This window comes from Pseudoalteromonas sp. NZS127_1, from assembly GCF_015864295.1.
GTDB classification, from domain to species: domain Bacteria; phylum Pseudomonadota; class Gammaproteobacteria; order Enterobacterales; family Alteromonadaceae; genus Pseudoalteromonas; species Pseudoalteromonas arctica.
The window spans coordinates 655,703-673,521 of the sequence record NZ_JADYXO010000001.1; the positions used below are offsets into that span (position 1 = coordinate 655,703).

Below are 17,819 nucleotides of genomic sequence, written 5' to 3' on the forward strand. Positions count from 1 at the left end.
TTGGTGCAGCTCTTTGCTTGTGTTTTATTAAAAACCTTATGGCATATCTAATAATGTTTGCGTGTGGGCATCTACTTTAACTTCGTAGTTTTTAGCGCTTAAGCCCAATAGTTCCGGCAAGGTTGCCGCTATACAAATAGACGAGAACGTACCCACTACAATGCCGGTAAATAATGCAATAGCAAAGCCTTGCAGTGGTGCACCTGCAAGCAACCAAACGCTCGCAACCGTTGCAAGTGTGGTACCCGACGTTATTAAGGTACGTGTTAGCGTACTTTTAATCGCATTATTAATAATAGTCGCTGGACTAAGTACATTGTTTGATTGAACACGTAAAAGCTCGCGTACTCTATCCCCTACTATTATTGAGTCGTTAAGTGAGTAACCAATAATAGCCAGTAAACTTGCCAGTACGGTTAGGTTAAATTCAATTTGTAATAGTGAAAATAATCCAAGTACGAGTATTAAATCGTGCACTAGCGCTACCACAGAGCCAACGGCTAATCGCCATTCAAAACGTACTGCAAGGTAGATCATTACTGCAATCATTGCAGCAAACATTGCTAAACAGCCTTGATCAAATAACTCATCGCCCACTTGCGAGCCAATATAGGCCGACGATAAAACCTGTGCGTTTATATAATCGTTTTGTGTAACAGCGCTTTGCCAATCAAGGCTATTAGCTGTTGTTGATGTAGTTGATGCACTTGGCGCTTCTCTTAATTGAAAATGACTATTACCTTGCGCAGTTAGCTCAAACTCACCGTTGTGATTTTTAGCAATAAACGATTGAAGCTCTTTTAGTTCAACACTTTGGCTGGTTGTAAACTCAGTTAAATAACCGCCTGTAAAATCTAAGCCAAAATTTAGACCTTTTTGCGTAAGTGTAAATACTGATAGTAGCACTAAGATGGCGCTTAAAAGCATGCCCATAAAACGTAAACGTGTGCCCTTTTCACCTTTCAAAAAAGTGTTAAGCATGTGCTTTTACTCCTGCTTTTTTACCCATTTTTAAATACAACGTTTGGCTTAATATTTTTGATACGTACACACCTGTAAATACAGATGTTAAAAGCCCCAATGCGAGTGTAATGGCAAAACCTTTAACTGGCCCATAGCCTATGCCGTATAAAATAAGTGCAGTGATCATGGTAGTTATATTGGCATCAAATATTGTATTTGCGGCTTGTTTATAACCCTCTTGAATAGCCTGATACGGTGCACGGCCTTGGCGGCGTTCTTCTTTAATGCGTTCAAATATTATTACGTTAGTGTCTACCGCCATACCTATGGTTAGTACTAGGCCTGCAATACCCGGCAGCGTTAACACAACCCCTGGTAATAATGACATTAAGCCCACAAGCGACGTTAAATTTAATATAAGTGCCACGTTTGCAATAAGGCCTAAACGGCGATACCAAAGCGCCATAAATGCAAGCGTAATACCCATGCCTAGCATAAGCGCGGCTAAGCCATTACTAATGTTTTCGCTGCCAAGGCTTGGCCCTATTGTTTGTTCGTGCACAATTGTAACGGGCGCGGTAAGCGAGCCTGCACGTAATAACAATGCTAGGTCGGCTGCAGCTTGTTGGCTTTTCATATTGGTAATACTAAAACGCGAACTTAAATGCTGAGCAATATTGGCAACATTAATAACTTCGCTTTTTTTAACTACTTCGCCTTTAGCATTTTGAGAGTACTCAGAGTAGACCGTCGCCATTGGCTTACCAATATTGGCTTTTGAAAACGCCGACATTGCATCACCACCTTGGCCGTCTAAGCTTAGTTGTACCAATGGTTTACCCCAATCGTCGCGGCCTATGTTTGCATTATTAATATGATCGCCTGTAAAAATTGGCACAGGATCGAGCTTTATCGTTCCGCCCGATTGCATATTAAATGTTTGCCCGCCAATTTCTTTTAATTGATAAAAACCAAGCGATGCTGTTGCACCAATAATACGTTTTGCTTCGGTTGGATCTTGCACGCCTGGTAGCTCTATACGAATGCGATGTTTGCCTTGTTGCTGTGTTACCGCTTCGGTAATGCCTAACTCTTCAATACGCGAACGAAGGGTTGTAAGTGTTTGCCCCATAACCTCTTTATCAAAGCTGCTGCGGCCTTGCTCTGAATAACTAAATTTGGCAGTTTTAACGCTGCCGTTATTGCTTGTTACAACGGCTAAATTAACAAATCGGCTTTGTAGCTCTTCAATAACGGGGGTTAACTTGTCGGTTGCATTAGGCAATGCGTTTATTTCAAACCCCTGCTGAGTTTGCTGCGTTTTTACGCCATGTGCTTTTTGCTTAATAATAATTGATTTAGCTTGTTGATACGCACTGACTAACTGCTCATCAACGGCTTTATCTAAATCTACGTCTAGTACAAATAGCACACCGCCATTTAAATCAAGGCCCAGCTTTATTGGTGATAAACCAAAATCTTGTAACCATGTTGGGCTGGTTGCATGCTCAACAATTTTAACTTGCGTGTTTGGATATTGCGCTTTTATAGCCGCTTGCGCCTGAGCGCTTTTAGTTGGCTCGTTTAAAAGTATATTAATAGTCGATTGCTTATCTAAACCCTGCTCAACCTCTAGCCCTTGTTTATTTAAAAAAGTAACTAGCGTTTTAGTGCTCGGTAAAGATTGCGTTTCGCTGTGCGGCGTACTACTTACGTGCAACCACGATTTATTTGGATATAGGTTTGGTAATGCGCTGATAGCTAATAAAACCAATACTATTAGCATGGCTATATAGCTTAATTTGAACTTAGCCGAAGACGGCTTTTTATCTTTTTTAAAACTTAACATGTTGAATCCTTATTGCCAGCAAAGCTAGCAACGTGCTTTTTAAAAGCACAATTAATCTGCAGGCTAAAACTTTAAAAGTTAAAACCTAATAAAATTAAATAAGGAAAATTAAGCGTGGTAGGTAGTTACAGCTCTGTAGAGTAAGTTTACGTCTTTCCAGCCACTCAAGCGCGACTTTTTACTATTAGTTACAAGCGTATACCAAGGCTGTATAGGATTAATCGCTCTTGGTCGTAAGAATATATGCCTAACAAGATTTTGAGCAAAAAATTCAAAAACCACATCGTATTCTGGCTCACTTTGAACAGTGTGCAAAAACAATGATGAATTATTGGCTGTTAACCTTGGTTGGTGCGCGTCAAAATCGGTTTGATGCGTTTTTTTATGCTGCGAAGTATCTACAGACTTACTAATAGGCTGTATTTTAGTTAAATCGGCAATATCAGTAAGCGAAACCTGCGTACTAATATTGATATTTAAATTTTGTGAGGCGCCCATAGCATTGCTCTGCACACTAAAAAGTGCAGCAAGTAGCAAAAAGGCAGTTAAAAACACTCTAAATTTAAACATTCACGTTTTAAAACTAAAATAAGGGATGCGTAGTATATAAGGGCTAGTATTTGAAATACAATAGCCCTTAGCTATTTACTATCTAATTTAATTTTACTGAGACTTTTAATGCGCCCCAGACAAAGCAGTGAAAAACGACCAGACGCCATGAATTTACGCCAAAGTGTAAAAACACTGTGGCCCTACCTTACAAAATTTAAAGGCCGTGTTTTTATTGCACTTATGGCGCTTATAGGCGCAAAAGGTGCCACGCTTTTAATGCCTTGGGCACTTAAAGAAATTATAGACTCGGTAGATAAGTCGATTAACCCACTGTTGGTTATTCCCGCTTTATTGTTATTGATGTACGGTGCACTGCGTTTTGCCAGTGTATTTTTAGGTGAGATAAGGGATGCTGTATTTTCTCGTGTAACCGAGCACGCCATGCGTGATATTGGTTTAAAAGTATTTAAGCATTTGCACTCACTTGAGCTGGCTTTTCATTTAGATAGGCAAACCGGTGGCATTAGCCGCGATATAGAACGCGGTACGAGTGGCTTAAGCTTTTTAATGCGCTTTTTAATGTTTAATATTGTGCCTACTTTATTTGAAATACTGACCGTTGCGATTATTTTTGGCACGTTGTTTTCTGTTTGGTTTGCGCTTATTACATTACTGGCAGTTGCTATTTATATTACCTTTACTGTGGTGGTTACTCAGTGGAGAAACCGCTTTATTAGAGAAGCAAATGCTGCCGACAATCAAAGTAATACCCGCGCCATAGACAGCCTACTTAATTATGAAACTGTAAAGTATTTTAATAATGAGCAGTTTGAAGCAAAAACGTACGACACCTTTTTAGCAAACTGGGAAAAAGCCCGTTTAAAAAATAGAATGTCGTTGCTCGCGCTCAATTCAGGCCAAGCACTTATTATTGCTTGTGCTATTACCGCGTTAATGTGGTTGGGCTCAACCGAGGTAGTTGCAGGTACGCTTTCTATTGGTGAACTTGTGATGATTAACGCATATATGATTCAGCTATTTTTACCGCTTAACTTTTTAGGTTTTGTGTACCGCGAAATAAGACGCGCCCTAACCGATCTTGAAAATATGCTTGGGCTACTTAACAAAAAACCACAAATAACCGATGCACTTAATGCAAAAGAACTCAATATTAGCCAAGGTGAAATAACATTTAACAATGTAAGCTTTAGTTACGATGCGCATCGCCCTATTCTTAATAACCTTAGCTTTAGTGTTAAAGCAGGCAGCAAAGTAGCCATTGTTGGAGCCAGTGGTGCAGGTAAAAGCTCATTAGCCCGACTGCTTTATCGTTTTTATGATGTAAGCGCTGGTGAAATTAGTATTGATAATCAAGCTATAAATTCAGTAACACTTAATAGTTTACGAAAAGCCATTGCAATAGTCCCGCAAGATACTGTGCTGTTTAACACGACTATTCGTGAAAATATCGCTTACGGTAGGCCATCAGCTAGCGATGCAGAAATTGATGAAGCCATTGCTATGGCGCATTTAAAAGACTTTATAGCCACACTTGATAAAGGCGATAAAACGCTTGTTGGCGAGCGCGGTTTAAAAGTATCCGGCGGCGAAAAACAGCGTATTGCTATTGCGCGCGCTATTTTGAAAAAGTCCCCTATTTTAATTTTTGATGAAGCAACTTCTGCTCTCGACTCTCATTCTGAGCAAGCAATACTCGCAGCAATGCGTGAAGTGGCCAGTAACCATACGAGTATTGTTATTGCTCATCGCCTTTCTACTATTACCGATGCAGACACCATTATTGTGCTCAAAGCCGGACAAATTATTGAGCAAGGTAAGCACGATGAGTTACTTACACTCGCCGGAGAATACGCCCGTATGTGGGAACTACAGCATAAAAAATAAGGGATAGTAGGCGTGAGTTTACCTCGCGCTTTTTGAGCTAATTTAAACAAGCGCGGCATAAAGCCTCGCCTACACATAAATTTAAGCCCCAGCCCACGAATACATCTAAGCATCGCTATTAAATATAGGCAGGAGTTTACCTCGCGCTTTTTGAGCCAATTTAAACAAGCGCGGCATAAAGCCCCGCCTACACATAAATTTAAGCCCCAGCCCACGAATACATCTAAACATCGCTATTAAACCGTAGGCGTGAGTTTACCTCGTGCTTTTTGAGCTAACTTAAACAAGCGCGGCATAAAGCCGCGCCTACAAATAAATTAAAGCCGTAGCCCACGAATAAATCGAAACATTGCTGTTAAACCGTAGGTGTGAGTTTACCTCGCACTTTTTGAGCTAACTTAAACAAGCGCGGCATAAAGCCCCGCCTACACATAAATTTAAGCCTCAAGCCCACGAATAAATCGAAACATCGCTATTAACTGTGGGCGGGAGTTTACCTCGCGCTTTTAATCTTGCTCTTCTTGCTTAATCTAAGCTTTATCGAGCGCTGTGGTGATTCACCTCAAAAGGTTTGTTTGTATGATTAATATCAATAACAATCGATAAGTTAAATATTCATAACAATAAAAATGATTCATACCTATTTGAATCCAAAAAAGCTCCTCAGGGGAACATAATGAAAAAGAGTTTAATTGCCGCAGCATTAGCTGCCACATTTATTACCGGTTGTTCAGAGCCGCAAACAACAAAAACAGACGAGCAACAACCTAAAGTAGCCACAGCAACAGTGGCAGAAAAAGCAGAATTAGGTAGTTTTGGTGTTGATTTAACAGCCCGTAACGAAGCCGTTAAACCAGGCGATGACTTTTTTATGTATGCCAGTGGCACATGGTATGACAACTACGAAATGCCTGCAGATAAAACCCGCTACGGTGCATTTTCAGGGTTAGCTGAGCGAAGCGAAGGCGATGTTAAAGCTATTATTGAAGAAATAGCAGCACGTAAAGATTTAAACGCAGAAGAAAAACTCGTTGCTGATTTTTACAACGCCTATATGGATACCGAGACACTTAATAAACTAGGTGTAGCGCCTATCAAGCCATTGTTAAGTGAAATTAGTGATATATCGTCGACTGACGATTTAGCTGAAATGTTTGGTAAGTCTTGGTTAACCGGTAATAAAGCCCCTTTTGGCGGCGGTATGTGGTTTAATCGCCTAGACCCTAACAAATATGAAATGTCACTAGGTGCGGGTGGGTTAGGCCTACCAGATCGCTCTTACTACCTTGAAGACGCTGAGCGCTTTGTAAAAACCCGTACAGCTTATGTTGCTCACATTGCTGACATGCTTGAGTTTGCAGGCACTGAAAATACAGCTAAGCGTGCTCAAGCAATTGTTGATCTTGAAACTAAAATTGCACAAGGTCATTGGCCTCGTGAAAAGCGCCGTAATCGCGATTTAACCCTAAACCAAGTTGAACGTGCCGATTTAAGCACTGCTTATCCTGGCTTTAACTGGGATTTATACTTTGCGCAAACAGGTTATAAAGTACCTCAGTTAAATGTATCTCAGCCTGAGCCAATAAAAGCGATGATTGAGCTAATCAATCAAGAAGATATTGCAGTATGGAAAGACTACCTAACGTATCACGCTATTAGCGGTAACGCAGGTTTACTATCAGAGGACGTATTTAATACTAATTTTGCTTTTTTTGGTAAAGAACTAAACGGACAACAAGAACCTCGTCCTCGATGGAAACGTGCAATAAGTGAAATGTCAGGCACAAGTTCGCTTGGTTTTGCTATTGGTAAAATATACGTAGCGCGTTACTTCCCTGAGTCATCAAAACAACAAATGTCAGAGCTAGTTGAAAACCTTCGTACAGCCCTTGGTGAACGTATTGATAACCTAGAGTGGATGGGCGATGCAACTAAAGTAAATGCGCGCGCTAAACTGGCTGCATTTGTACCAAAAATTGGTTACCCCGATGTATGGCAGTCTTATGATGGTTTAAGCATTACTAAAAACGATTTGATTGGTAATGTGAAAAACATGCGTGATTTTTTCCACGCAGAAAGTGTTGAAAAAGAGCTACAAAAAACAGACCGTAACCGCTGGGGCATGACGCCACAACGCGTAAACGCTTACTACAATAGCTCGTTTAATGAAATTGTATTTCCGGCTGCGATATTACAACCGCCGTTTTTCGATCCAAATGCCGATCCGGCTGTAAACTATGGCGGTATTGGCGCTGTAATTGGTCACGAAATGGGTCATGGATTTGACGATCAGGGTTCAAAATCAGACGAAAACGGTGTGCAACGTAATTGGTGGACTGATGCTGACCGCGCTGCATTTGACAAAAAAGCCGATCAACTGGCTGCGCAGTACAGTAAATACGAGCCAATTGAAGGTAATTTTGTTAATGGTCGAAATAGCCTTGGCGAAAATATTGGTGATGTGGGTGGTTTGTCAATGGCCTATCATGCGTACAAGCTAAGTTTAAATGGTAAAGAAGCGCCTGTAATAGACGGCGTGACTGGCGATCAACGTTTCTTCCTTGCGTGGGCACAAGTATGGAAAGAAAAACGTACTGAGCAAAGCATGCTTAACCAACTGCGTGGTGGCACGCATGCCCCAGGTCGCTTTAGAGCACAAGCGCCACGTAACCACGATGCATGGTACAAAGCGTTTGATGTAAAGCAAGGCGATGAGTTATACCTTCCTGAAGATGAACGTGTACGTATTTGGTAAGTAATACTTACATTTTATTACTTAGTAAGGCAACCTGTTATACAGGTTGCCTTTTTTATTGAGTTAAATTTACAATAATAGATATAATTCCAACGTCTAAATCCCTCGATAATCCCTCACTAAAATGCACTTTAGATGGACTTTAAACGCTACAGTTTTAATCGGCTTTAATACTTACTAGCCCTTGAATGCATTTACCTTTAGAATACGCATTATAATTTTATTCTATTATTTACATATATTAAGGCGAAACGCAGATGGGAAGAGCTTACCAAAACAAAAAAGATTCAATGGCTAAGACTGCGGGTGCTAAAACTAAAGTTTATTCTAAGTACGGCAAAGAAATTTATATTTGTGCTAAAAACGGCGGTGTAGATCCAGATGGTAACTTATCATTACGTCGTTTAATTGAACGCGCTAAAAAAGACCAAGTACCAGCACACGTTATTGACCGCGCAATCGACAAAGCAAAAGGTGGCGGCGGCGAAGACTACTCAGCAACACGTTACGAAGGTTACGGCCCTGGTAACTGTATGATTATTGTTGACTGTTTAACAGACAACAACAAGCGTACCTTTGCTGATGTACGTGTTTGTTTTACCAAAGCAAATGCTAAAATTGGCGCTCAAAACTCTGTTTCACATTTATTTGATCACCTTGCTATTTTTGTATTTGACGGTGATGACGACGAAGCAGTACTTGAAGCCCTTATGATGGCTGATGTTGATGTAACTGACGTAGAAGTAGATGACGGTAAAGTCACTGTTTTTGCTCCTCACACAGAGTATAACAATACACGTACAGCGCTTGAAGAAATGGGCGTGACTGAATTTGACGAAGACCTAATTAGCTTTGTGCCACAAATTGAAACGCCAATTGAAGGCGAAGACGTTGAAGTTATGGAACGCTTTTTAGCCATGCTAGAAGATTGCGACGACGTACAAAACGTTTACCATAACGCGCAATTCTAAAGAACAATTTAGTAAGTTAGAACGATTTTAAGCCAACAGCTATGTTGGCTTTTTTATTTTTAGAACGTGGTATAAATATATGAATTCCCTTGAAGAGCTTAAAAGTGGCAAGCTTGTTGGTGCTACTCGCCTGCAATTAGTAGAAGAGCTAACCACATTTCCTGAAGAAATTTTTAGCTTAGCTAACACGCTTGAAGTGCTCGATTTATCAAATAATAAATTATCAACACTACCTGATGTATTTGCCTGTTTAACACGCCTTAAGCGAGTATTTTTATCGTTTAATCAGTTTAAGCATATTCCTGCGGTTTTAGCTAAGTGCCCTGCTCTGATAATGGTTGCATTTAAGGGCTGTAAAATAACTGAGTTTAGTGATTATTGTTTACCAAAAAATATTGAATGGCTCATACTCACCGACAACAACATTACTGAGCTGCCTCAAACTTTTGGCCAATTTACACAGCTTAAAAAGCTCGCACTTGCGGGCAATCAACTTAAGCAACTGCCAAGTAGCATGGCGCAGTGTAAAAACCTTGAGCTTGTTAGGCTCTCTGCTAATAACTTAACACACGTAGACGACTGGCTTTTTGAACTGCCTAAACTTGCTTGGCTGGCGTTTGCCGGTAACGATTTTAATAAAGCTCAGTGCCTTACAAAGTGCAGCTTAGAAAATAAACCGCTTAACGATTACACGCTTAGCCATGTTATTGGTCAAGGTGCCTCGGGCGTTATTCATTTAGCAAAATCGGCTGATAACTCTGTAGCAATTAAATTATTTAAAGGTGCAATTACCAGCGACGGCTACCCGCTTGATGAAGTAAATTGCTGCTTACAAGCAGGCGACCACGCTAGTTTAATTAAGGTGCTTGCTTATATTGAACAAAGTGATCAGCTAGGCTTAGTGATGGAACTAATAGATAAGAGCTTCGCTAATTTAGGCCTGCCTCCAAGCCTCGAAACCTGTACGCGTGATACCTTTAACAATGATTGCCATTACTCAACTCAGGCTATTTTAAAAATTGCACAGCAAATGGTAAGTACCTTACATCACTTGCATGTTTTTAAAGTAAGTCACGGCGACATTTATGCGCACAACACTATGGTAAACCAAGACCATGATGTTTTGTTTGGTGATTTTGGTGCGGCAACTAATTTAACAATGCTAAGTGAGTATCAACAAAAGCAGTTAGAGCTTATAGAAGTACGTGCATTAGGGTGTTTAATTGAAGACTTATTAGGCACGGTAACTGGCGATGATAGGCAAAGTGAGCTATTTGGTAAAATGTCCGATATGGCAAAACGTGCGATGCAACCTTTATTAAATCAAAGACCTACATTTACTGAGTTATTAGAAGAGCTAAATATATAACTCAGTATTAATTAAATAAATTGCAAAAAGGAGCAACGTATAACACGTTGCTCCTTTTTAGTTTATATTGTGTATTTATTCGAAAATTCGAATTTATTTAGTGCGCTTAAACGGGTAAACCTGTTGTTTAAACATACCTACTGGCATGTAATCCCCGACTACACCGTATGCTTTTGGCCACTCTTTTTGGCCTTTAACAGCAGTACCAAACGCGTAATCTAAAAACGAAAAATGCGCAGCATAATTGCGGTCAATCGCGGCTTTATCTGATGCATGATGCCAATGATGAAACTGCGGTGTAACCATAAAATATTTTAGCCAACCAAATCTAACGCGTACATTTGCATGGTTAAATACCGCTTGTAAGCCTACAATAATGACGTACAAACTAATTATTTGCTGTGAAAATCCAAGTACAAATATTGGCGTGAGCACTAAGCTGCGAGTAACCAGTATTTCAAGAATATGCTGGCGAGAGCCCGCTAACCAATCCATTTCTTTGGCGCTGTGATGTACGCCATGAAAACGCCATAGTAAAGGGACTTCGTGATAAGCGCGATGCACCCAATATTGCATTAAATCGGCCACGAGTATAATTAAAAACAACTGCACTACAAATGGTGTTTGCTCTATATAACCTTGAATAGTCGTTGATACAGCCCAGCCAAAGCCATAATGCACAAAGTGGTTAGTAACGAGTAATACAAAGCCAATAATTAAATGATTTACAAGAAAGTGGTTTAAATCGCCCCGCCATTCACTACGTAATATTTTTTGCTCTTTTCGATGGGGTAGTAGCTTTTCAATCACGATAAATATGAGCGTTGAGCCGAGTAAATCTAAAATAAACCAATCAAGCCCTATGTAAGGTGTGTCGCTGGCAAACTCGTTTACCTCAACGTTTGGTCCGCCAAACATAATTGCCAGAATAATAAAAAACCACGCTGTAGCTCCTAAGCGTTTATTGGTATTACGTACAAAGTTAAGTAGCCCCAAACTGCCCGAGACCAATAATGATGCAAACATAAGCTGACGTAAAAAATCGACACTGTAGCTTTTTCTCAGCTCTGGTGTGGTTAAGTATTCAGGAAAGTGAAACGCTAATACGCCTAAGCAACTCAGTATTGCTAAAAAGCAGGCTATGTAACCACTTATGTTGCCCTCACCTATCTGAAGATGATTTGTGCGAAATACCTTTCGTGATAAAGCTCTGATCATTTTTATTATTCCTTGCTTCGTTGAGTTGATTAAATACAACGAAATTCCATTGATTTACACACCCACATATTAACAAAATTTAGGGTATAAAAAATACAAATAGTTCCCTCCATAGTCTGAGTTGCAAATATACAGATAAACCAAACGCAAAAAAGCCACGCAATGCGTGGCTTGGTTGGATAAAGCTAAAACTTTACATCATTAGGGCTGTATTATAAAAACGCGCCTAATGCTTTAACTTGGTCTAACATGCGGTTTGAGAAACCCCATTCGTTGTCGTACCAAGCCATTACTTTTACTAGATTGCCATCGGCTTTAGTTTGCGTAGCATCAAAGATAGATGACGCAGGGTTATGGTTAAAGTCGATAGAAACAAGCGGAAGCTCATTATATTGTAAAATATCTTTCATTGAACCCGTTGACGCTTCTTTCATGATTGCATTGATTTCTTCTGCAGTCGTGTCGCGTTTGGTGATAAACGTAAAATCAACTAAAGATACGTTGATTGTTGGTACACGTACCGACATACCGTCTAATTTACCAGCAAGTTCTGGTAATACTAAACCAACAGCTGCCGCAGCACCTGTTTTAGTTGGGATCATAGATTGAGTTGCACTACGAGCACGGTATAGATCAGGGTGGTATACGTCAGATAAATTTTGATCATTCGTATAAGAATGAATAGTAGTCATGCTACCTTTTTCAATACCTACTGTGTCGTTAATTGCTTTTGCAAGCGGTGCTAAACAGTTAGTAGTACAAGAAGCATTTGAGATGATGTGGCTATCAGCGTTAATTACATCGCTATTTACACCATGAACCACTGTTGCATCCATATCTTTACCTGGAGCAGAAACGATTACTTTTTTAGCGCCTGCAGTAATATGTTTAGCTGCATCTTCGCGTTTAGTGAAAAAACCAGTACATTCTAAAACGATATCTACGTTTAGTGCTTTCCACGGTAAATTTGCAGGGTCACGCTCTTGCGTTAACGTAATTACGTCATCGTCAATTAACATGGTGTTATTTTCAAGTGTTACTTTTTTAGAAAATTGACCATGAACTGAGTCATACTGCGTTAAATGTGCATTAACGTTAGCAGGTGCTAAATCGTTAATTGCTACAATTTTAATTTCGCTGTTTTGAGCTGACTCATAAAGTGCACGTAAAACATTTCTACCGATACGGCCGTAACCGTTAATTGCTACATTAATCATTTTAGACTCCTATTTAAGTTCACTTGCTTGGCGAGCAAGCGCTTCAATTGCTTGCCAGTCTTTATTTTCAATTAGTTGTTTATCTAGCATCCACGTACCACCAACACATATAACGTTATTAAGCGCTAAATAATTAGGTGCGGTTGCTAGGCTAATGCCGCCAGTTGGGCAAAAAGTAATATGTGGTAATGGGCCACCGATTGATTTAAGCATTGCTGTTCCGCCTGCTGCTTCTGCAGGGAAGAATTTTAAATACTTAAAACCATGCGACGCAAGTTGCATAACTTCACTTGCAGTTGCAGCGCCTGGTAAAAATGGTATATCTGATGTTTTAGCCAAAGCAATAAGCTCATCGCTCACACCTGGACTCACCATAAAATCTGCACCTGCGGCAACCGAAAGATCAAAACTTGCTTTATCTACTACCGTACCAGTACCTACATAGGCTTCAGGTACTTCTGCTTTCATCAGCTTTACAGCTTCTGCAGCAATAGGTGTACGTAGTGTTATTTCTAAGGCTTTTAAGCCACCGTTATATAACGCTCTTGCAAGTGGTGCTGCATCTTCTAATTTTTCGATTACAACCACTGGCACTACGGGTGCCGATGCTAAGATTTTTTCAATACTCATTACTTGTTCCTCATTACCCAGTATGGCTAATATTTATTCAAGTCCAAAAGCACTCGCGCCTAAATCGGCACTGCTTACGATATTTCTAAATCCAGTAAATAATTCGCGACCTGTACCAAATGTTGCACTTGGCAGGCTAAGTTCTGCTTCACGTTTAGCAAGTTCTTCGTCGCTAACGTGTACTTTTAATATTCCGTTTGGCGCATCAAGTGTCACTAAATCACCTTCTCGGATTTTAGCAATAATGCCGCCTTCTACTGCCTCTGGTGCTAAGTGAATAGCAGCTGGTACTTTACCTGATGCACCCGACATACGACCGTCAGTAACAATGGCTACTTTAAAGCCTTCATCTTGAAGCGTTGCCATTACTGGCGTTAATTTATGTAGCTCTGGCATACCTTTCGCTTTAGGACCTTGCTCTTTTAGCACGGCAATAAAGTCTTGGTTTAATTCGCCACGCGTGTATGCATCTTGCAGAGCACTTTGTGAGCTAAATACTTTTGCAGGAGCAGTAACAACCTGATGTTCGATAGCAACAGCTGACACTTTAATAACAGCTTTACCTAAGTTACCCGTTAGAAGTTGCAGACCACCTTGCTTACTAAAAGGGTTACTCACTGGGCGAAGTACTTCTTCATCATGTGAGTTTGCTGGGCAATCTACCCATTTAACTTTAGTTGGGCCGGTTGAGTTGCTCATGATCAGACTATCGTCTTTATCCAAACGAGGCTCTGTCATGTAAGGTGCTAAACCATCGCCTAGCATTGTTTTAACGTCTGTGTGTAAGTAACCAGCGCTTGCTAGCTCTCGCATTAAGAAACCCATACCACCAGCTGCTTGGAAGTGGTTTACATCTGCAGAGCCGTTAGGGTAAATACGTGTAAGTAGTGGTACAACTTCTGATAAATCAGACATATCTTTCCACGTAACCTGAATGCCGGCAGCTTTTGCTATCGCAACAATATGAATTGCATGGTTAGTAGAACCACCTGTAGAAAGCAGGCCTACTAAACCGTTTATAATCGTTTTTTCGCTGATCACATCGGCCAAACACGGGCTTTCTTTATCATCTGTAAGCTGCTTAAGCATAGTTTCTACAGCATTACCTGTAAGACCATCGCGAAGCTCAGTGTAAGGATTAATAAACGAACTACCAGGAAGGTGTAAGCCCATTATTTCCATTAACATTTGGTTTGAGTTTGCAGTACCGTAGAACGTACAAGTACCTGCGCTGTGGTAAGACGCGCTTTCAGCCTCTAATAAGTCTTCGCGACTTACTAGACCTTGTGCAAATTTTTGACGAATACGTGCTTTTTCTTTATTAGGAATACCTGATTGCATTGGACCTGCTGGTAAAAAGAACACAGGTAAATGACCAAACGACAATGCACCAATTAATAAACCCGGGACGATTTTGTCGCAAACGCCTAAACAAAAAACGCCATCAAACACATCGTGTGAAAGCGATATTGCCGTAGACATAGCAATTACATCACGAGAAAAAAGCGAAAGTTCCATGCCGTCACGCCCTTGCGTAACACCATCACACATTGCAGGAACGCCACCAGCAACTTGTGCTGTAGCATCGTATTTGGTAGCAATGTCTTTAATTAAATCTGGGTAGTCTTTGTATGGCACATGAGCCGATAGCATATCGTTATATGAGTTGATAATAGCAAGATTTGGCTGCTCATCAGCCTTTAAGCGCGCTTTGTCATCACTGCTACATGCAGCCATAACATGGGCTATATTTCCGCAACCTAAACCGGCACGAACTCTTGTTTGTTTTTTTGCGTGCGAAATACGTTCTAAATAATCTTGACGGGTATTTTTACTGCGTTCGATAACGCGCTGGGTAACTTCTTGAATACGAGGGTGTAACATAATTTAACTCATCTCTATTAGTTAGAGGATAAAGGCTCAGTAGCAACTACAGACTCCACGTAAATAACTGTACTGAGCATCTTTGATTTACCCGTTCAAAGGTACGCTACCAGGGAGCCTCTCACAACAGCCCTGACACCGGTGTCACTGTATTAACGCATAGCAATGACACCGGTGTCAACCCCGGGTAACAAAAATAGTTTAATATTTTAACATGACCGAATAATGACCTAATTGATTTTTAGGCACAAAGTATATTGTAGCAAGTTCAGAGCAAAAAAAAGCCCGAATAAGCGTCACTCATATTCGGGCTACTGTGAAAGTGTTTTTAACTTACTATTGTACAGCTGCGGTAGACTCGCGTGTAATCAAGCGTGACTCAAGCGTTACCTGATACGGCTGTTCTTGCGGTTGAGCTATGTGTGAAATAAGTTGAGTTACGGCTTGTTTAGTCATTTCTTCAACGGGCTGTGCAATAGTCGTTAAACCAGGCCAAATATGACGTGCAATGGGTGCATTATCAAAGCCGGCTATTGAAATGTCATCAGGCACTTTTAATTGGCGCTGGGTAGCTAATTTTAATACCGCTGCCGCCATGTAATCGTTTGATGCAAATACAGCTGTTGGCCTAGGAGATAAATCTAAAATACTGCGTGCACTATCTACACCTGAGTGATAACTAAAGTTACCCTCCTCTACTAAGCGCTCATCAAACTCTATTGAATGGTTTGCAAGTGAACGCCTGTAGCCTTTAAAGCGTTGTTGCGTGGCACTGTGATCCGGGTGCCCTTTAATAAACGCTATAGATTTATGCCCAAGGCTAATTAGATGCTCAGTAATTTCAAATGCGCCTTGTTCATCATTACTACGAACTGAAATAGAATCATCTTGAAGTAAAGCTGACGCAACTCTTGCGTAAGGAATTTTTTTAGATTTTAAAAAAGCAACAAGCTCAGCAAAATCACCAAAAGGAGGTGTTAGCACTATGCCATCTAATCGAGAAGTCTGTAGTAATTGCTCAATATTATTTATAAGGGCTTCACCACGAAACTCACAAGGATGTATCAATAAATTATAGTTATTTTCTTTGCATGCTTCTAAAGCACCCGTTTGCACGCGAGTAATGTAGCTTTTACTTGGGTTATCGTAAAGACACCCAATAATAAAGCTACGATTTTGTGCAAGGCCTCGTGCAATTGGATTTGGGGTGTAATCGAGTTCTTTAAATACCGCAAGCACCTTTTCTCGGGTTGCAGCACTAACATTAGGCTCGTTATTTAAAACGCGTGATACGGTTTTTTTAGAAACACCAGCATGACTTGCCACACTGTTTATTGTTACTTTTTTCATCACTCTATTTTTCCAAATGCGAACAAGGAAAGCTCCTTATTTGCTGTTGTGCAAACACGCTGCGGCACCAATTAGTGGAATATTATCTTGTGTTACAAGTATTACAGGAATTTGCCCTGCGTATTGCGACATAATACCCTTTTGAGAAAATCGTTCAACAAAACGGCTCTCTAGAAGTCTTGCTTGCATACGAGGCAGTATTCCACCGCCAATAAATAGTCCGCCTAAAGCACCGTAAACAACGGCTAAATCGCCAGCTACACTGCCGATCCAATCACAAAATTGATTGAGCGTTGCATCGCACACAGCACACTCACCGCTATTTGCTAGACTACTTATTTGCGCAGCATCTAAATTTTTAGCTGTTACACCCTTAACCGCAGACATCGCTTTGTATAAATGCGTTATACCAGGGCCTGAAAATACAGTTTCGATAGAAACATGGGGATGATCTTTACGTAACTCATTTAATAGTAAAGTATCGAGTTCATTAACTGGTGCAAGCGATATATGCCCCCCTTCTGAACTTAAAACAGCGGTAGATTGCGACGTTCTAACTAAGCACGCGGCACCAAAACCAGTACCGGGACCTATAACACCAATGTTTGCATTATCATCAGCTTGGCCTGATTTAACAATGACATTTTGTTTAGGATCTAAGTAAGGAGCCGCATATGCAAAGGCAGCAAAATCGTTAATGACTTCTAGTTGCTGTAAATCAAAATGAGTTTTAAATTCACTAACACTAAAATGCCAACCTAAATTGGTTAAATGTACCTGCCCAGCTTTTATTGGACCTGCAACGGCTAAACATGCGCGTTTAGGTGTAATATGCGAGACTGTTTGTAAATATTGCTCAAGCGCACTTTCAAGTGAACCAAAATTAGCACTAGGAAAAATATTAATGTGCTCTATTACAAATTGGTTAGTATGTTCATTAAAAGCAGTTATTAAAGCAAAGCGGGCATTAGTGCCGCCAACATCAGCAACTAAGATGGGATCAAATTGGGCAGAAGAGTTTAGGCTCATAGTATTATCTCTTTTGTTAAGCGACTCGTGCTTATTATTTTACAATGGTATACCATTGTTATTTATACTTTGAGCTATCACCTCAAAGTAGCTATCACAGTAAAAAATGCTGCCTATAAAATATATA

At 40.3% G+C, this 17,819-nt stretch carries 13 protein-coding genes; 4 read left to right on the top strand and 9 right to left on the bottom strand.

The features are described from left to right. Positions 1 to 36: 36 nt before the first annotated feature. The 3 genes from secF to I6F50_RS02755 all read right to left on the bottom strand — a co-directional run bounded on the left by secF (position 37) and on the right by I6F50_RS02755 (position 3,382). Positions 37 to 981 (bottom strand): protein translocase subunit SecF, encoded by a 945-nt coding sequence (gene secF / locus I6F50_RS02745; protein WP_165740706.1) that lies wholly within the window; start codon positions 979 to 981, stop codon positions 37 to 39. After that, positions 974 to 2,812 (bottom strand): protein translocase subunit SecD, encoded by a 1,839-nt coding sequence (gene secD, locus I6F50_RS02750; protein WP_197175254.1) that lies wholly within the window; start codon positions 2,810 to 2,812, stop codon positions 974 to 976. The genes secF and secD overlap by 8 nt, the downstream gene beginning before the upstream one ends. 108 nt (positions 2,813 to 2,920) lie before the next feature. Beyond that, a complete protein-coding gene (locus I6F50_RS02755) occupies positions 2,921 to 3,382 on the bottom strand; it encodes a hypothetical protein (protein WP_165721524.1) in 462 nt (153 codons plus the stop codon). Positions 3,383 to 3,490: 108 nt separating this feature from the next. Here I6F50_RS02755 and I6F50_RS02760 point away from each other — a divergent pair, with 108 nt between their 5' ends. The 4 genes from I6F50_RS02760 to I6F50_RS02775 all read left to right on the top strand — a co-directional run bounded on the left by I6F50_RS02760 (position 3,491) and on the right by I6F50_RS02775 (position 10,364). Continuing rightward, positions 3,491 to 5,269: an ABC transporter ATP-binding protein/permease gene (locus tag I6F50_RS02760; protein WP_197175255.1), complete on the top strand. Its 1,779-nt coding sequence runs from the start codon at positions 3,491 to 3,493 to the stop codon at positions 5,267 to 5,269. Positions 5,270 to 5,945: 676 nt separating this feature from the next. Beyond that, positions 5,946 to 8,024, top strand: coding sequence for a M13 family metallopeptidase (locus tag I6F50_RS02765; protein ID WP_197175256.1), 2,079 nt, complete (start codon positions 5,946 to 5,948; stop codon positions 8,022 to 8,024). Between the two features lie 257 nt (positions 8,025 to 8,281). Beyond that, positions 8,282 to 8,995, top strand: coding sequence for a YebC/PmpR family DNA-binding transcriptional regulator (locus I6F50_RS02770; RefSeq protein ID WP_010555049.1), 714 nt, complete (start codon positions 8,282 to 8,284; stop codon positions 8,993 to 8,995). Positions 8,996 to 9,074: 79 nt separating this feature from the next. Beyond that, positions 9,075 to 10,364, top strand: coding sequence for a leucine-rich repeat domain-containing protein (locus I6F50_RS02775; protein ID WP_197175257.1), 1,290 nt, complete (start codon positions 9,075 to 9,077; stop codon positions 10,362 to 10,364). A 93-nt stretch (positions 10,365 to 10,457) separates the two neighbouring features. Here I6F50_RS02775 and I6F50_RS02780 read toward each other — a convergent pair whose 3' ends face one another. The 6 genes from I6F50_RS02780 to glk form a co-directional block, all read right to left on the bottom strand. Then, positions 10,458 to 11,582 carry a sterol desaturase family protein gene (locus tag I6F50_RS02780; protein ID WP_165727418.1) on the bottom strand — a complete coding sequence of 375 codons (1,125 nt, stop codon included), beginning with the start codon at positions 11,580 to 11,582 and terminating at the stop codon, positions 10,458 to 10,460. A 212-nt stretch (positions 11,583 to 11,794) separates the two neighbouring features. After that, positions 11,795 to 12,799 carry a type I glyceraldehyde-3-phosphate dehydrogenase gene (gene gap, locus I6F50_RS02785; protein WP_165727417.1) on the bottom strand — a complete coding sequence of 335 codons (1,005 nt, stop codon included), beginning with the start codon at positions 12,797 to 12,799 and terminating at the stop codon, positions 11,795 to 11,797. A 9-nt stretch (positions 12,800 to 12,808) separates the two neighbouring features. Beyond that, entirely contained in the window at positions 12,809 to 13,429 is a 621-nt protein-coding gene (eda, locus tag I6F50_RS02790; RefSeq protein WP_002959756.1) for a bifunctional 4-hydroxy-2-oxoglutarate aldolase/2-dehydro-3-deoxy-phosphogluconate aldolase, read from the bottom strand. Positions 13,430 to 13,462: 33 nt separating this feature from the next. Then, the gene (gene edd, locus I6F50_RS02795) at positions 13,463 to 15,313 is read right to left on the bottom strand and encodes a phosphogluconate dehydratase (protein WP_007582619.1); all 1,851 of its coding nucleotides are present in this window, start codon (positions 15,311 to 15,313) and stop codon (positions 13,463 to 13,465) included. A 336-nt stretch (positions 15,314 to 15,649) separates the two neighbouring features. After that, positions 15,650 to 16,663 carry a LacI family DNA-binding transcriptional regulator gene (locus I6F50_RS02800; protein WP_197175258.1) on the bottom strand — a complete coding sequence of 338 codons (1,014 nt, stop codon included), beginning with the start codon at positions 16,661 to 16,663 and terminating at the stop codon, positions 15,650 to 15,652. Positions 16,664 to 16,699: 36 nt separating this feature from the next. After that, a complete protein-coding gene (gene glk / locus I6F50_RS02805) occupies positions 16,700 to 17,692 on the bottom strand; it encodes a glucokinase (RefSeq protein WP_010555044.1) in 993 nt (330 codons plus the stop codon). Between the last annotated feature and the right edge of the window lie 127 nt (positions 17,693 to 17,819).

Bases quoted from the DNA above. Each gene is read 5' to 3' on its own strand.
- I6F50_RS02760 (WP_197175255.1), top strand. From the start codon at position 3,491: ATGCGCCCCAGACAAAGCAGTGAAAAACGACCAGACGCCATGAATTTA.
- I6F50_RS02770 (WP_010555049.1), top strand. From the start codon at position 8,282: ATGGGAAGAGCTTACCAAAACAAAAAAGATTCAATGGCTAAGACTGCG.
- I6F50_RS02765 (WP_197175256.1), top strand. From the start codon at position 5,946: ATGAAAAAGAGTTTAATTGCCGCAGCATTAGCTGCCACATTTATTACC.
- eda (WP_002959756.1), bottom strand. From the start codon at position 13,429: ATGAGTATTGAAAAAATCTTAGCATCGGCACCCGTAGTGCCAGTGGTT.
- gap (WP_165727417.1), bottom strand. From the start codon at position 12,799: ATGATTAATGTAGCAATTAACGGTTACGGCCGTATCGGTAGAAATGTT.
- I6F50_RS02775 (WP_197175257.1), top strand. From the start codon at position 9,075: ATGAATTCCCTTGAAGAGCTTAAAAGTGGCAAGCTTGTTGGTGCTACT.
- I6F50_RS02780 (WP_165727418.1), bottom strand. From the start codon at position 11,582: ATGATCAGAGCTTTATCACGAAAGGTATTTCGCACAAATCATCTTCAG.
- I6F50_RS02755 (WP_165721524.1), bottom strand. From the start codon at position 3,382: ATGTTTAAATTTAGAGTGTTTTTAACTGCCTTTTTGCTACTTGCTGCA.
- secD (WP_197175254.1), bottom strand. From the start codon at position 2,812: ATGTTAAGTTTTAAAAAAGATAAAAAGCCGTCTTCGGCTAAGTTCAAA.
- edd (WP_007582619.1), bottom strand. From the start codon at position 15,313: ATGTTACACCCTCGTATTCAAGAAGTTACCCAGCGCGTTATCGAACGC.
- I6F50_RS02800 (WP_197175258.1), bottom strand. From the start codon at position 16,663: ATGAAAAAAGTAACAATAAACAGTGTGGCAAGTCATGCTGGTGTTTCT.
- secF (WP_165740706.1), bottom strand. From the start codon at position 981: ATGCTTAACACTTTTTTGAAAGGTGAAAAGGGCACACGTTTACGTTTT.
- glk (WP_010555044.1), bottom strand. From the start codon at position 17,692: ATGAGCCTAAACTCTTCTGCCCAATTTGATCCCATCTTAGTTGCTGAT.